This window comes from Candidatus Methylomirabilota bacterium, assembly GCA_035315345.1.
Classification (GTDB): Bacteria; Methylomirabilota; Methylomirabilia; order Rokubacteriales; family CSP1-6; genus CAMLFJ01.
This window is the reverse complement of sequence record DATFYA010000162.1, coordinates 25,005-40,306: the sequence shown is the minus strand read 5'-3', so window position 1 is coordinate 40,306 and position 15,302 is coordinate 25,005. Positions and strand designations below refer to the sequence as shown.

Sequence of the window (15,302 nt, the reverse complement as noted above, 5' to 3'; positions counted from 1 at the left end):
CGGTAAGCTCTCTCGGAGGACCTGACCGGTGAACGTCCTGCTGCTGAGCCGCGAGTATCCCCCGCACGTGTACGGCGGCGCGGGGGTGGTGGTCGACCACCTGAGCCGAGCGCTCGCCCGGCGCGCCTCGGTCGAGGTGCGCTGCTTCGGCGACAACGAGCAAGCGCGAGCGAACCTCGCGGTCCACGGTTACGCGCCGTGGGAGCGCCTGGCCGGCGGCCCGGAGGTGGCCTATGCCCCGGCCCTCGAGGCCCTCTCGGTGGGGCTCGCGATGGCCCGCGATGCAGTTCGCGCCGATGTCGTGCACACCCACACCTGGTACGTGGGGCTGGGCGGCATGCTCGTGCAGGCGATTCACGGCCTGCCGCTCGTGGTGACGCTGCACAGCCTCGAGCCGCTGCGCCCGTGGAAGGCCGATCAGCTCGGCACCGGCTATCTCGTCTCGACGTGGGCCGAGCGCCTGGCCGTCGAGCGGGCGGACCGGGTGATCGCGGTCTCGGCCCAGATGCGCGCGGACATCCTGGCCAACTTCCGCGTGGAGCCCGAGCGCGTGGTGGTCCTCCACAACGGCGTCGACGCCGAAGCCTTCACGCGCACCGAGCGGCGCGACGCGCTCGATCGTCACGGCGTGCGGGAGCCCTACGCACTGTTCGTGGGGCGCATCAGCGAGCAGAAGGGCATCTTCCAGCTGCTGGACGCCGCGCGCCAGCTGCCGGAGACCGTGCAGCTCGTGCTCTGCGCGAGCAGCCCGGACACTCCCGAGCTTCTGACCCGGCTGCAGACCGCGGTGAGCGGCCGGCCGCAGATCCGGTGGATCAATGCGATGCTCCCGGTGGAGGAGGTCGTGCAGCTCTACAGCCACGCCGCGGTGTTCGTCTGCCCGTCCATCTACGAGCCGTTCGGCATCATCAACCTGGAGGCCATGGCCTGCGGCACCCCGGTGGTGGCCAGCCGGGTCGGCGGTATCCCGGAAGTCGTGCAGGACGGCGAGACCGGCTGGCTGGTCGAGCCGGGCGACCCCGCCGCGCTGGCCCGGGCGCTGCAAGCGGCTCTGGCCGATCCCGCGCGCGCCCGGCGAATGGGCGAGGCCGGCCGCCGTCGCGTCGAGGCGCACTTCTCGTGGGACCGCATCGCCGCGCTCACGATGGACGTGTACCAGCAGGCGATCGACGATCACCGCCGCGCTCCCGCGAGATAGAAGGCCAGGCTCCAGGGCGGCAGATCGGTCCACGGTCCGTCCGGCAGCCGCAGGGCGAAGAGCTGCCGGCCCCAGTCCCGCTGCGGGCCCGGATGCGCCGTCGCCGACGACCCGAGGTTCGCCACGAGGCGCAGCCGGCCGCCCGGAAGATCCCACGAGACGTCGAGCGCGGTGTCGCCGATGGCCTTCCAGGCCGCGGGGGGGACCGGCTCGCCGGCCAGCCGCGGCACGATCGCCTCGGCGCGAAGCCGTAGCAGGTCGCGATGGAAGGCGAGCCACTCGCGGTGGTCCGGGTCGGCGAGCCGACGCCAGTCGAGGATCGAGCGCTCGTAGGTGGCGGGGGCCTGCGGATCCGGGATGCGCTCGCGCACCGCGGGGCTCGCGAACTCCGGGAAGCGCGCGAACTCGCGCCGCCGACCCTCGGCGACGGACGGGCCCAGATCGGGCCCGAGGTCGGTGAAGAACAGGAACGGCTCGCGGGCGCCCCACTCCTCGCCCATGAAGAGCAGGGGCATCGCGGGCGCGAGCAGCACGATCGCGGTCGCGGCGCGCACCGCCTCGCGGGCGGCCAGCGCGGTGATGCGCTCGCCGAGGGCGCGATTGCCGATCTGGTCGTGGTTCTGCAGGAAGCTCACGAACGACGTCGGGGGGAGGTGGGCGCTGGGCTGACCGCGGAGATCCCCGCGATACGCGGACCGCTCGCCCTGGAAGGCGAAGCCCTCGGTGAGGCAACGGCCCAGATGCGGCAGCGGAGGTTGGTAGTCCTCGTAGTAGCCGCCGGTCTCCCCGGTGAGCAGCACGTGCAGCGCGTGGTGGATGTCGTCGTTCCACTGCGCCTGGTAGAGCGGCCGCCGGCCCGCCGCGCGCTCGAGATAGCGCACCTCGTTGGCGCCGTTCTCCAGCACGAGGTGCACGGGGCGCTCGCGTCCCGGCCCCTCGGCCACCGCGCGCCCCAGCTCCACCAGCAGGTGAGTGGGCGAGTCGTCCACGATCGCGTTGACCGCGTCGAGGCGCAGGCCGTCGAGGTGGAACTCCTCGAGCCAGTAGAGGGCGTTGTGGATCATGAAGGCGCGCACGACCTCTGAGCCGGGGCCGTCGTAGTTGATGCCGTCGCCCCAGAACGAGCGGTGGCGCGGCGTGAAGAACCCGGGAGCGTACCGGTGCAGGTAGTTGCCCTCGGGGCCGAAGTGGTTGTAGACCACGTCGACGAAGACGGCGAGGCCGCGCTCGTGGGCCGCGTCGACCAGCGCCTTCAGGTCCTCGGGCCGGCCGTATGCCGAGTCGGGCGCGAAGAGCAGCACGCCGTCGTAGCCCCAGCCGCGGCGGCCCGGGAAGTCGGCCAGCGGCATCAGCTCGATCGCGGTCACGCCGAGCGCGGCCAGGTGATCGAGCCGCTCGATGACGCCCGCGTAGGTGCCGGCCGGAGTGAAGGCGCCCACGTGCAGCTCGTAGAAGACGAGCCGCTCGGGCGGCAGGCCGCGCCAGGCCGCGTCGCGCCACGCGTAGGCGAGCGGATCGACGACCTCACTCGGCCCGTGCACGTCGCCCGGCTGGAACCGCGCGGCTGGATCGGGCACCAGCATCTCGCCGTCGATGCGATAGCGGTAGCGGGTGCCCGCGGGGGCCTCGCGCGTCACGTATTCGGCCCAGCCGCCTGCATCGCGGGACATCGGGAAGGCACGCCCGGGCTCCTCGAGCCACAGGTCGACCTGCGCGGCCCCGGGTGCCCAGAGGCGGAACCGCGTGGTGCCGTCCTCGCGCACGCTGGCCCCGAACGGCATGCCGTGCGCGCGCCGGGCCGCGACGGCGGGGCTCATTAGCGGGAGGCCTCGCGCTCGAGCAGCGCGATCGGGAAGTGGCCGAACAGAGTCGGGCAGGCGAGGGCAGGGGCGCCGTCGCGCCGCTCCGTCTCGACCCTGAGCCCGGTGAAGCGGTCACGGTAGACGCCGGCGAGGTCGTCACCGAGCGCGATCCACGTGTGCTCCCACACCGCCTCGCCCAGCGGGATGGCGCCGGTGAGCCCGGCGAGGCGCGCGGTGAGGCGCGGCGCCGCGGCCACCACCACGTCGGCGCCGTCGCGCCGGGCCAGCGCCACGACGTGCTGGGCGTGCTGGCCGCCCCCGACCAGCGCCTCGTAGGCGCCCACCGCGAAGAGGCGCGTGCGCTCCCGCCGGAGGGTCAGGGCGCGATGGGTCACGTAGAGCTTCACGCGCCCGTCGGTCCACCGCTCGAGCAGCTCGCGGCACAGCCCGGTGAGATCCGATCCGGCGGCGCCGATGCGGGCGCGGAGCGCGTCGAGCAGCTCGCGGCGCCGTGCGAAGTCGACCGGACGGCGATTGTCCGGATCGACCAGCGACAGGTCCCACAGCTCGGTGCCCTGGTAGAAATCCGGGACACCGGGGGAGACCGCCTTGAGCAGGGTCTGGGCCAGCGAGTTGACCGCGCCGTGGGCGGCGACCAGCCGCTGGAACGGCTGGAAATAGGACAGGAAGGGGCCGCCCGGCGCGAGGAGGTGGCCGACGAAGTCCCGCACCGCGGCGTCGTAGGCCTCGTTGGGGTTCACCCAGCTGGTGCGCCGCTTGGCCTCCTTCGTGGCCTTCTCCATGTAGCCGACGATCCGTCCGGTGAAGGCTTCGAGCGTCTGCTCGCCATCCGGCGGCCACGCGCCGATCAGGGTCTGGTAGAGCAGATACTCGTCGTTGCTGTCCGGGGCGGCGTGGCCGTCGATCTCCCGTTTGAAGCGCCGCGCGTGGGCGCGCCAGCGCCGCACCTCGGCGGCCCAGGTGGCCGGCACCTCCGACAGCACGTTGATGCGGGCGCGCACGTCCTCGCCGCGCTTGGTGTCGTGGGTCGCGGTGGCCAGCATCGACTCGGGCCAGCGCTCGAGTCGGCGGGCGTTGCGGGCGTGGAAGGTGGCGGCCCCCTCGCCGTAGCGGCCGGGGTCTCCGCCCACCTCGTTGAGCGAGACCAGGCGGTTGTAGAGATAGAAGGCGGTGTCTTCGACGCCCTTCGCGGTGACCGGCCCGGTGGTCTGCTGGAACCGCATCGCGAAGTGCCGCTGGGCGGCGCGCTCGTCGGGCGCGCGGCTGACCGGGTCGCGGAGCAGCAGCACGTCGCGGAGGAAGTCGAACACGGAGGCATTGACCGTCGGGTTCCGCCGCCGCGCCTCCGCCACCGCCGCCTCGATGTAGCCGCGGTCGCGCGGGCTCGGCTCGCCCGCCTCGTCCCCCACGTAGGTGCGGTAGATCGAGAAGGCCGCGACCACCTCGCGGATGGCGCGGATGAGGCTCGCGAGGGTGAAGTCGCGCGAGAGCCGGTTGCGCTCCGACATGCGATCGAGGTGGTGGCCGAGCTGGGTGATCTCGCTGGCCATCGATACCTGCATGATGAGGCGCTTGGACGCGTAGGAGTGGTCGGCCATGGACATCGTGTCGCCCACGAAGCGCGCATAGACCGTCGTCATCTGCCTAGAGGTCTCTCGGTCCACGAAGAGGCCGTTGACCGAGGCCAGGAAGTCGTAGCCGGTGGTGCCGGCCACCGTCCACCAGTCGGGCAGCTCTTCGCGCGGGGCCAGGATCTTCTCGGCGGCGATCCAGATCGGCCGCGCGTCCGCACCCGCCGCGCGGTCGCCGGCGCGGGCCTGGTGGAGCGCGGCGAGGGCCTCCGTCTCGGTCTCGCCGATGTCGGGCAGGAGCCGGCGGGCGGTCGCGATCAGGGCGCCCTCCTGCAGCCACCGGAAGTACTCGCTCGGCGCGTAGAGCCCGTCCGGATGATCGACGCGGAGCCCGTTCACCTTGCCCTCGCCGACCAGGCGGAGCACCAGCTCGTGGGTGGCGTCGAACACCGGGCGGCGCTCCATGCGGATGGCCGCGAGATGGCTCACGTCGAAGAATCGCCGGTAGTTGACCTCGTCGCCCGCGACGCGCCAGTCTGCGAGGCGGTAGGTCTGCCCGGACAGCAGGTGGTCGAGCGCGTCGAAGCTGGTGGGGTCGCCCGGGGTGCCGTTGAACCGGCGCACCGTCTCCTCGATGTGCTCGCGGACCTCGGGCGATTCCTTGGTCAACGTGGTCAGGCGCCGCTTGACGATCTCCTTCTCGCGCAGCCGCTCCTCGATGCGACGCGGATCGGTCTCGGTCCGCCCGGGAAGGTGCTCCAGCGCGGTCAGGACGCTACGAAGCTCGAGCAGCGCGGGGTCCTCGGCGCCCAGCCGCTGGGCGAGGGCGTCGAGCCGGTCGGTGAGCACCAGGGCGTACGTATCGGGGGCGATCGGCAGCCGCGCGCCCGCGTAGCGGAGGTGGAAGGCCCCGTCGGCAAACTCGAGCTGCAGCTGCTGCGACTCGAGCACGCGCCCGTACTGCTCGGGCAGGATCGGCAGGAGCACGCGATCGCGCAGCTCGGGCTTCACCGGCGTCCAGTCGATGTCGAAGAACTCGGCCCGCGGAGACGCGGGGCCGTTTTCGAGCACGTCGAGCCACCAGGGGTTGGCGTCGCCCGCGATCCCCATGTGGTTGGGCACCACGTCGAGGATCAGGCCCAGGCCGCGCGCGCCCAGCTCGGCGGCCATGCCGTCGAAGTCCGCCGCGCTGCCCAGCTCGGGATTGAAGGCGTTGTGGTCGGTGACGTCGTAGCCGTGCGAGCTGCCCGGCCCGCTCCGGAAGCACGGGGAGAGATACACGTCGCTGACGCCGAGCGCGTCCAGGTACGGGCCGAGCGCGGCGACCGCCTCGAAGCCGAGCGCGCTCCCGAGCTGCAGGCGGTAGGTCGCCCGGCGGGCGCGCCGGAGCGCGGCCACCGCCTGCTGGTAGAGGACGTCGGCGTCGATCATGCGGCCTACAGGTGGGTCAGGGTCTCGCGCGGGTGCGGCTCGCGATTGCGGATGTGCTGCTCGAGAATCTGCCGGGCCAGCCCGCGACCCCCCAGCCCGAAGGCGAGCGACAACGCGAAGATGAGCCCGCCGAACGTGATGCCGAAGGCCACCAGCACCATCTCCTTGCCGATGCCGAGATGCGTGATCGCGGTGGCGCTCGCGAAGAGCAGCACGCCCCAGCGGATGGCGCGGGCGAGGAGCCGGGCCTCGGGCACCCGCGCGTTGACCGCCGCGATCAGCGCGCCCTCGCCGAGGAAGTTGGCCACCAGCCATCCCACCAGCAGGATGAGGGCGGCCCCGAGGACCCGCGGCACCCAGGAGAAGACGAACTCGGTGAGGCGGCCGGTGCCCGGGATCGCGAGCGCGTCGATGGCGACGGGCAGGAAGAGCACCAGCACGCTCCAGAACACGATGAGTCCCAGCACCTGGGACGGCGGCCTCCGCACGCCGGCTCGATGGAGCGCGGCCACGATGCCCCACGTCTCCGCGCGGCGATCGAAGGCGACCGCCTGGGCCAGGCGCCGAATCACTCGCGCCCCGATCCACGCCGCCGCGAAGCCGACCGCGGTGAGCGTGAGCATCGCGAGAATGCCCGGCAGCACGAGCATGAGCCTCGTCTTGAGGTCCGCGAGAGCGGCCCACACGAGATCGCCCCACATGTCCGTCATGATTGCCGCCTCCCAGGAGAGCAGTGTCGTTCGACCTCACGGTATCACGCGGGCAAGGTCCCAGAAAGGCGCGACGGACGTGGCGCGGCGGTCGTCGTTACCGACTCGCGGCCGGTAATGGTTACCGCAGCGCCGAGGAGGACGCGATCGACGAATAGCGCCCCGTCGCGTTTTCCCGTTCTTGTGGTCGCGCGCGGGCTGGCACAACGCTTGCCCGCAGGGTGACTCATGAGGAGCGGGCGGGCGCCGGCGCTGCGCGAGCGCATCGCGCAGTCGTTCACCCAGGTGGAGGACGTCCTCTACGTCGGCCTCGCCGTGATGCTGGCCCTCGGGGCGGTGGTGCTGCTCCTGAACGCCGGCTTCCACTTCGCGCAGAGCCTGCTGGCGGGCGCAATCGGCACGGGCTTCATCGCGGTGCTCGACCAGCTGCTGCTCATCCTGATGATCATCGAGATCCTCTACACGGTCCAGGTGTCGTTCCGCGAGCATCTGCTGGTGCCGGAGCCGTTCGTGCTGGTGGCCATGATCGCCGCGGTCCGGCGCATCCTGGTCATCACCGCCGAGTTCGGCACCCTGATGGAGCAGGGAGAGAGCGCCTTCCGGTTCGCGCTCATCGAGCTGGCGCTGCTCACCGTGATGACCGGCGTGCTGGTGGCCTGCCTGGTCGGGCTCCGCAAGCGGGACAAGGCGGCGGTGGCCGAGCGGGCCTGAGGAGCCATGTCATGAAGATCCGGCCGGTGGACGAGACGGACGGGCGGCGAACCTTCGTGCTGGTGTGTGACCGCCACGACGACCCGGTCGAGGCCCTCGCCGGGGCGGCCAAGCGCTTCGACCTGCGGGCCGCCTCGCTGAGCGGCATCGGCGCCTTCTCGGGCGTCACGATCGGCTTCTTCGATCGGTCCCGGCGCGACTACATCCGCCGGGTCATCCGCGAGCAGGTCGAGGTCCTCTCGCTCTTGGGCAACATCGCGCTCGATCAGGGAGAGCCCCGGGTGCACGTTCACGTCGTTGTCGGCCGGGCGGATGGGACCGCGATGGGTGGGCACCTGCTGGGGGGAAGCGTCGACCCGACCCTCGAGGTGACGATCGTCGAGTCCCCGGCCACGCTGCGGCGCCGGACGGATCCGGGCAGCGGTTTAGCCTTGATTGACCTGGATTGGAGAAACGGGTAGGTCGCACTTACACGGTAATAACTTCCGCCACTGGCGCAGCGTCGGCACGTGTCCTATCATGTCCGCTCGCAGCCATATGGATCTAAAGCGTCAGCCTGCATCGCCGATTCGCCAGCCGGTGCCCAGCCTCGTGGAGCAGGCATATCGATTGCAGACGGCCGGGCCGACGGTTCTTCCTCCACTCACGCAAATTTCCCGGAAAAGGGGAACAGGCCATGAAGCATCGGATCTTGATTGCCGACGACGATGAGTCGGGCCGGAGCGGGCTCGCCGCGCTCCTCTCCATGTGGGGCTACGAAGTCCAGGAGTGCGTGGACGGCAAGGACGCGCTCGAGCGGGCTCCCGGGTTCCGTCCGTCGGTGGTGATCGCCGACATGATCATGCCGGTGATCGACGGCATCGGGCTCCTCAAGCCCCTGGCGGCCGCGGTGCCGGATGCCGCGGTCATCCTGCTCACGGCCCACGGGTCGATCGAGACGGCGGTCTCCGCAATGCGCGAGGGGGCCTACGACTACATGACCAAGCCGGTCGACCCGCGGCGGCTGCGGGTTCTGGTCGAGAAGGCGGTGGAGAAGGTCCAGGTCAACCGAGAGGTCACGGTGCTCCGACGCCAGCTGAAGGAGACGCGCGGCCTCGGGCCGCTGCTCGGCGTGAGCGCGGCGATGCAGGAGGTCTACCGGCTGATCGAGATGGCGGCGCCGAGCCCGGCCCCGGTGCTCATCCTGGGCGAGACCGGCACCGGCAAGGAGCTGGCCGCGCGGACGATCCATCAGCTCTCGCAGCGGTCGAAGGGTCCCTTCGTGGCGGTCAACTGCTCGGCCATCCCCGAGACGCTGCTGGAGAGCGAGCTCTTCGGGCACGAGCGCGGCGCCTTCACCGGCGCGATGGCGCGGCGGCCCGGCTACTTCGAGCTGGCCGATGGCGGCACGATCTTCCTCGACGAGATCGCGGAGATGAGCTCCAACCTGCAGGCCAAGTACCTCCGCGTGCTCCAGGACAGCCAGGTGCGTCGGATCGGCGGCCATGAGGAAGTCTCCGTCGACGTGCGCGTGCTGTGCGCCACCAACAAGGACGTGATGAAGGCGGTGCAGGACGGCACGTTCCGGGAAGACCTCTACTACCGGGTCAACGTGCTGCCGATCCCGCTGCCGCCGCTGCGGCGCCGACCCGAGGACATCCCGCTCCTGGCCGATGCCTTCATCGCCGAGTTCAACGACAAGTACGGACGGGCGGTGCGCGGGCTCGACGACACGGCGCTGAAGCTGCTGGGCGAGCACTCGTGGCCGGGGAACGTCCGCGAGCTGCGCAACGTGATCGAGCGGGCCGTCGTCTCGTGCGAGGGCGGCCTGATCACTCCCGAGGCGCTGCCGCTCGCGCCGCTGGGCGCCCCGCGCGCGGAGCGGGCCAACGTGGTCGTGCTGCCGGTCGGCACCACGCTGGACGACGGGGAGCGCGAGCTCATCCTGAGGACGCTGCAGTCGGTGAACAACAACAAGACCCGCGCCGCCGAGATCCTCGGGACGACGCCGAAGACGCTCCACAACAAGGCGCGGCGCTGGCGGGAGCTGCAGGCGGATCGCGACGCGCTGAAGCGGGCTTGAGGTCGGGCGCGGCCTAGCGGCGGCGCCCGCCGCCGCTAGGCTGACTGCCGATCCACACGACCCACGGTCGTGTGGACGATGCTTCCTGGCGGATCTCCACCGGATAGCCCTGGCGCTCGATGCTGCTGGCCAGGCGCGCGGCCGCGTCCCGATCGGCGAACGCCGCCGCCGGAGTCCAGTCGCTGGCTCCCTTGCGGGCGTCGCTCTGCGCGCGCGGAGGATCTGGCGTGGCCGCTGCGTGCCGCGGCGCGGGGACCGATCGCGCCTCGAGCACCGGCTTCGACGTCGGGGCCTTCCGCTCGGGGTCGGGCACGCGCGAGGCGGCCGGGGGCAGCGACGGAGCCGTCGAGCCGGAGTCAGAGCCCGCGGAGCCAGAGCCCGGTGACTGGCGGGATACGCTGGTCCCGGGCATCGGCTCGCCCGTCTGCTCGCGCGAGCGCGCCTCGTCGCCCAGAGCGGCGGCAGTCTCGGCCCCCCGGGTCGACGCCGAAGGGATCGGGCTCTTCGCCGGTGGCGCCTCGGCCGTCGCCGAGAGCGAGGAGGCGGCAGGTGCCGCGGCGGCCGGTGGAGCAGAGGCAACCGGCGGCGCCGCCGGAGGTGCCGGTGTCGCGGGAGGGGCAGCGGGGACCGGTGGCGTCGTCGCGACGGCGGGAGGAGCCGGCGGCGCCGGCGACGGAGCCGACTGGGGCCGATCGAACGGACCGCCGCGGAGCGCCTCGGACAGCGATTTGGCGAGTGACCACTCGGAGTCCGACTGCGGATCCCGAGCGTAGGCGACCGTCGAGCTGTCTGGCGTCCGCGCCAGCGAAGGCCCCTCCAGCAGGTACGGCACACCGAAGAAGACGAGCAGGAACGTCGGGACGAACGCGGCGGCGGCGATGGCCAGCCCGCGCGTGTCGCTCAGGATGCTCCAGCGACCCTCTCGCGGGCCGTCGTCCTCGAAGTCGTCGGCGTCGGCGAGGGATCCTGAGTCGAACGCCGGGTGATCGCGGAAGGTTTCTTCGAACTCGCCGGACGCGGCCTCATCCACCGCTCCATCGGCCATGGAGTCGTCGGGTTCACCTTTGAGCCTGAGCATGGCCACGGAGCACGCAAGTGACGTGCCATTACGCGAGTCTCGGCGATAACTTGCAAGTCGGCTGCTCGGTGCCCGACTGTTGCGTCCGGAAGCGAGGAGTTCTGAACTAGGGCGGATAAATTTTCCTCGGTGCATCGGGCAATTCCTTCCCGGCCGGCGTGACAGGGTCCGTCCTGATCAGTCTTCGCGCGCTTGGCAATGCTGGCATGCGGGTTGCGACGCGGCCCGCGGGAGGGTCGCAATGAGAGTGATCGGCAGGCCGTTGCAGGGGACCGTGCCGCGCTGGCGGGTGGCGGTCCTCGAGGGCGATGCTTCGTCCCGGGCGGTGCTTCGCACCGCGGTCGAGGACTCGGGCGGGACGGTGGCCGTGGAGGCGCCACTCCGGCTCGACGCAGTGGACCTCATGCGCCAGACGCGGCCGGACGTGCTGATCATGGCACCCAGCCTCTCCGGACGCCGGGAGCCCGCTCTGATGCCTCGAATCACGGCGGTGGTCGATTGTCCGGCCGTGCTCTACACTCGCGACACCGGGCCGGCCCTGGTCAAGCAGGCCAATCGCGCGGGGGTCATGGGCTTTCTCCTCAAGCCGCTCCGCGCCGCCGAGCTGGCGCCCACGCTGGACCTGGCGCTCGCCCGGTTCCGGGATCTGCGGCGGCTGCAGCGCGCCCGCTCGGAGCGGCCGATCGTGGACCAGGCAAAGGGCAAGCTGATGATGGATCGTCGCCTGAGCGAAGAGGAGGCCTTCCAGTGGCTGAGACGGCGGGCGATGGATTCGCGCCAGCGGTTGGGCGACGTTGCCCGCGTCGTCCTCGGCGATCCCGGCTCGCGATGACCCAGGGCCTCTTCGAGTGTAGGCTTTACACGACTCCACGGGAAATTCCTACAAATCGGCCCGACCGGGGCGCTCCCGGCGCGAAGGAGCGTTTCGCGACGACTACTTGGACGCATCGTGCCGCATGATTCCTGGCATGTGCGATGCACCAGCCCTCGCGGCAGGAGGTGCCTACCATGGAAATCATCGTCGTCGCTGCGATGTTGGCCCTGGTCGTGTTGCTCGGGATCGCCGTGAAGCTCTATGACCTCAAGCGCAAGCGTGAGGAGGAGGCGGTGGCGGCTCAAGCGAGGATCTCCGACGCGCTCCTGATGGACGCAACGCTGTCGGGCCTGCCACTGACCCCGACGGCGCACATCCCCCTGTGGAGCGGCACGCCGCTCACGCTCGAGATCACCGGCTCGGTGCCGAAGACGGAGCTGCGCGAGGCGGCCCTCGGAGTAGCCCGCCGCGAGATGGCACGAAGCCGGGACGACTTTCGCATCGAGGACCGGATCGCGGTGGATCCGGGGCTCCCTCGGGCCGCCTGACGCATGCCCCAGCGCCTCACGGCACTTGCGGCACGACTCACGACGGTTGCGGTGGCGGGGCTCCTGGCCTGGGCTCCGGCGTCGGCGGACGCCGGGGCTCCGACCGATCAGCTCAGGACCGCGGTCGAGCAGATGGTCAAGATCCTCGAAGATCCCACCCTCAAGGCCGCGGAGAAGGAGAAGGAGCGGCGCGCGGCGATCCGGCGGGAAGCCGAGACCGTCTTCGACTTCGGCGAGACCGCCAAGCGCGCGCTGGGCCGTCACTGGCAGGCGCTGGCCGAGAAGGATCGACAGGAGTTCACGTCGCTGTTCACCGATCTCATCGAGCGGGCCTACATCTCGCGGATCGAGCGCTACAGCGGCGAGCGCGTGACCTATACCGGCGAGAGCGTGGACGGCGCGCTCGCCTCGGTGCGCACCCGGTTCGTCACGAAGCAGGGAACCGAGATTCCGATCGACTATCGCATGCAGCAGAGAGGAGATCGATGGCTCGTGTACGATGTAGTGGTCGAAGGGGTCAGCTTGATCAACAACTACCGGACGCAGTTCGACAAGATCATCCAGACCTCCTCGTACGCCGAGCTGGTGCGCCGGCTGAAGGCGGCCGAGGTGACGGCGCCTTCCGCTCCGAAGTCGTGAGGACCGCGGACGGTCGCGCCCGACGGCTCGGGGCCGCGGCCGCGCTCATCCTCTTCTCCCTGCTGCTCGTGCTCCCCATCCCCGCCGCCTTGGCGGGAGGGCGCCGAGCGGGCACTGTCCTGGCGGTAGACCCGCAGTCCCGCGTCCTCGTGCTGGACGAGTTCGGGGCCAACGCCGAGCGCCGGGCCCTTCGCGTGCAGGTGCCGCCTCAGGCGGTGGTGCTGCTGTCGCAGCGAAACAAGGACGGTCGGGATCTCACGGACTCGTTCCGGGAGAGCACGATCACGCTCTCCGACATCCGGCCCGGCGACTTCGTCGTCGTGGAGCTGTCGAGCGATCCGGACGTGGCGCGCCTGGTGATGGTCACGCTGCGAGGACGTGCCGGATCGTAGACGCCGGGCATCGAATGACGCGCCAGGGTGTATGGGGCCGGATGCGAGGCATGCGCCGCCTGAGCCTCGTCGGGCTGGTCCTCCTCGGCTTCATCGCCCTGGTCGTCACCGGGACGGCGCTGTACGCGGCGCGTGCCCTCTCCCGCTTCGAGCGGGTGGAGGCGCGCCGGTCGACCCTGCTCTACGCCGCCCCGCCCATCCTCAAGTCGGGTGTCAACGTCACCGCGCTCGACCTCGCCGGGCTCCTGGGCCGCCTGGGCTATCGGGAGACCAAGGGCGCCGGCGGGCCGGGGCAGTTCGCGCGGACGGACGGCGCGTGGGATATCCGCGTCGACGGTACCGCGGCGGGCCGCGTGACCCTGAGCGTGGCCGGCAATCGCATCACGCGGCTGCGTCGGGGCGGCGCCGACGTGGAGAGCGTGGCCCTGCCGCCCGAGCTGCTGGCCAGCGCGGGAGCGGACATGGGCGAGAGCATCCGCCCGGTGCGCCTGGCCGACGTGCCGGCCGACCTCCGCGCCGCGGTGCTCGCCACCGAGGACGTGCGCTTCTATGAGCACGGCGGTGTCGATCCCCGCGGGATCCTGCGCGCCATGTGGACCAACGTGCGGAAGGGTCGCGTGGCCGAGGGCGGCAGCACGATCACCCAGCAGCTCGTGAAGAGCCGGCTGCTGACGCCGGAGCGCACGCTCAGCCGCAAGATCCACGAAGCGCTGCTCTCCACCGTGCTCGAGTGGCGTTACGGCAAGGATCAGATCTTCGAGGCGTATCTCAACGAGGTCTACCTGGGGCAGTCCGGTGGCTCCTCGGTGCGCGGGATCGGGGCGGCGGCGCGCGCGTACTTCGGCAAGGAGATCCACCAGCTGACGCTGCCCGAGTCGGCGCTGCTGGCCGGGATGATCCGGGCGCCCAACAGCTACTCGCCGGTGAGCAATCCGGAGCGCGCGCGGGAGCGGCGTGACGTCGTGCTCGCCCGCATGCGCGAGCTCGACAAGATCTCGGAGGCGGACTACCGCAAGGCGCGCAAGGAGCCGGTGCGCGCGCGCAAGGCGCCCGCCGACGGGCTCACCGCGCCGTACTTCGTCGACTACGTGCGCGCCGAGCTGGAGCGCGCCACCGACGTGGAGCTGGCCAACCAGCACGGGCTGCGCGTGTACACCACGCTCGATCCGGTGCTGCAGCGGCTCGCGGAGGCGGCGGTGGTGAGAGGCCTCGACCGGCTCGAGACCTCGCGGCCGCGCCTGCGGCGCAAGAACCAGGAGGAGCGCCTCCAGGCGGCGATGATCGTGCTGGATCCGGCGAGCGGACAGGTCCGCGCGCTGGTCGGCGGGCGCGACTATCGGACCAGCCAGTTCAACCGGGCGGTCCTGGCCCGCCGTCAGCCCGGCAGCGCGTTCAAGCCGTTCGTGTACCTGGCCGCCATCACCCCGCGGCGCGACGGCCCGCTCTTCACCGCCGCCTCGATGCTGGACGACTCGCCGCTGACGATGGTGGTGGACGGCAAGCCGTGGACGCCCAAGAACTACGACGAGCGCTACCAGGGGCCGGTCACGGTGCGCCGCGCGCTGGAGGGCTCGATCAACACCGCGACGGTGCGGCTCGCGCAGGCGATCGGGCTGCCCGCGGTGATCGACACCGCGCGGGCCCTCGGGGTCGAGGGCGATCTCAAGCCGGTGCCGGCCCTCGCGCTCGGGGTCTTCGAGATCACGCCGCTCCAGCTCGCGCGCGCATACCTGCCCCTGGCCAACGGGGGCCTCGCGCCCGCGGGAGGGGTGGTGGACACCCTCACCGACGACGCCGGCGCCGCGTTGTGGAGCGCCGGCCGCGAGAGCCGGCCGGTGATCGGCGCGCCCGAAGCCTACGTGATGACTTCGCTGCTCGAAGGCGTGATCAACGCGGGCACCGGAGCGGCCGCGCGCTCGCTCGGCGTGCCCGGCGCGGTGGCGGGCAAGACCGGCACCACCAACGAGGGCCGCGACGCGTGGTTCGTCGGTTATTCGCGGAACCTGCTCGCACTGGTGTGGATCGGCTTCGACGACGGCACGCCGGCCGGACTGTCGGGCGCGGAAGGTGCGCTGCCGATCTGGTCGGAGTTCATGCGGCAGGCCCTCGATGTCTATCCGGCCGGACCGTTCGCGGAGCCGACCGGCATCACCCACGCGAAGATCGATCTCACCAACGGCCGGACCGCGACGGCCTACTGCCCGCTGGTGGCGACCGAGGTGTTTCTCGCGGGAACCGAGCCGCCCGCGTGCGTGGAGCACGGCGGGGTGACCGAGCAGATCGGTCGGTGGTGGGACAAGGTCTGGGACTGGTTCAGGAAGTAGC

General features: G+C 71.3%; 13 protein-coding genes. 9 read left to right on the top strand and 4 right to left on the bottom strand.

What is annotated here, in order from left to right; all coding sequences use genetic code 11:
• Window positions 1-28: 28 nt before the first annotated feature.
• Window positions 29-1,198, top strand: coding sequence for a glycogen synthase (glgA, locus tag VKN16_21135; GenBank protein ID HME96713.1), 1,170 nt, complete (start codon window positions 29-31; stop codon window positions 1,196-1,198).
• Here the strand turns inward: glgA and treZ are convergent.
• The 3 genes from treZ to VKN16_21120 are packed head-to-tail and all read right to left on the bottom strand — an operon-like array spanning window position 1,174 to window position 6,733.
• Window positions 1,174-3,015, bottom strand: a complete 1,842-nt coding sequence (treZ, locus tag VKN16_21130; protein ID HME96712.1) for a malto-oligosyltrehalose trehalohydrolase — start codon at window positions 3,013-3,015, stop codon at window positions 1,174-1,176. The two genes, glgA and treZ, sit on opposite strands and share 25 nt — an antisense overlap.
• Window positions 3,015-6,023: a malto-oligosyltrehalose synthase gene (gene treY, locus VKN16_21125; GenBank protein HME96711.1), complete on the bottom strand. Its 3,009-nt coding sequence runs from the start codon at window positions 6,021-6,023 to the stop codon at window positions 3,015-3,017. Before treY ends, treZ begins: the two co-directional genes overlap by 1 nt.
• 5 nt (window positions 6,024-6,028) lie before the next feature.
• On the bottom strand, window positions 6,029-6,733 hold the full coding sequence (locus VKN16_21120; GenBank protein HME96710.1) for a hypothetical protein: 705 nt from the start codon (window positions 6,731-6,733) through the stop codon (window positions 6,029-6,031).
• A gap of 228 nt (window positions 6,734-6,961) precedes the next feature.
• Here VKN16_21120 and VKN16_21115 point away from each other — a divergent pair, with 228 nt between their 5' ends.
• The 3 genes from VKN16_21115 to VKN16_21105 all read left to right on the top strand — a co-directional run bounded on the left by VKN16_21115 (window position 6,962) and on the right by VKN16_21105 (window position 9,506).
• Window positions 6,962-7,444: a phosphate-starvation-inducible PsiE family protein gene (locus VKN16_21115; protein HME96709.1), complete on the top strand. Its 483-nt coding sequence runs from the start codon at window positions 6,962-6,964 to the stop codon at window positions 7,442-7,444.
• An 11-nt stretch (window positions 7,445-7,455) separates the two neighbouring features.
• Entirely contained in the window at window positions 7,456-7,905 is a 450-nt protein-coding gene (locus VKN16_21110) for a DUF296 domain-containing protein (GenBank protein ID HME96708.1), read from the top strand.
• A 215-nt stretch (window positions 7,906-8,120) separates the two neighbouring features.
• The gene (locus VKN16_21105; GenBank protein ID HME96707.1) at window positions 8,121-9,506 is read left to right on the top strand and encodes a sigma-54 dependent transcriptional regulator; all 1,386 of its coding nucleotides are present in this window, start codon (window positions 8,121-8,123) and stop codon (window positions 9,504-9,506) included.
• Window positions 9,507-9,519: 13 nt separating this feature from the next.
• Here the strand turns inward: VKN16_21105 and VKN16_21100 are convergent, their stop codons facing one another.
• Window positions 9,520-10,590 (bottom strand): hypothetical protein, encoded by a 1,071-nt coding sequence (locus VKN16_21100; GenBank protein HME96706.1) that lies wholly within the window; start codon window positions 10,588-10,590, stop codon window positions 9,520-9,522.
• Between the two features lie 235 nt (window positions 10,591-10,825).
• On the opposite strand from VKN16_21100, the gene VKN16_21095 reads away from it, so the two are divergent.
• From VKN16_21095 to VKN16_21075, 5 genes are all read left to right on the top strand, one after another.
• On the top strand, window positions 10,826-11,416 hold the full coding sequence (locus tag VKN16_21095; protein HME96705.1) for an ANTAR domain-containing protein: 591 nt from the start codon (window positions 10,826-10,828) through the stop codon (window positions 11,414-11,416).
• 176 nt (window positions 11,417-11,592) lie between these two features.
• A complete protein-coding gene (locus VKN16_21090; GenBank protein HME96704.1) occupies window positions 11,593-11,946 on the top strand; it encodes a hypothetical protein in 354 nt (117 codons plus the stop codon).
• Window positions 11,947-11,997: 51 nt separating this feature from the next.
• On the top strand, window positions 11,998-12,585 hold the full coding sequence (locus VKN16_21085; GenBank protein ID HME96703.1) for an ABC transporter substrate-binding protein: 588 nt from the start codon (window positions 11,998-12,000) through the stop codon (window positions 12,583-12,585).
• Complete coding sequence (locus VKN16_21080; protein ID HME96702.1) at window positions 12,582-12,977, top strand: hypothetical protein; 396 nt, start codon at window positions 12,582-12,584, stop codon at window positions 12,975-12,977. The genes VKN16_21085 and VKN16_21080 overlap by 4 nt, the downstream gene beginning before the upstream one ends.
• A 50-nt stretch (window positions 12,978-13,027) precedes the next feature.
• Window positions 13,028-15,301, top strand: a complete 2,274-nt coding sequence (locus tag VKN16_21075; protein ID HME96701.1) for a PBP1A family penicillin-binding protein — start codon at window positions 13,028-13,030, stop codon at window positions 15,299-15,301.
• Window position 15,302 lies beyond the last annotated feature (1 nt).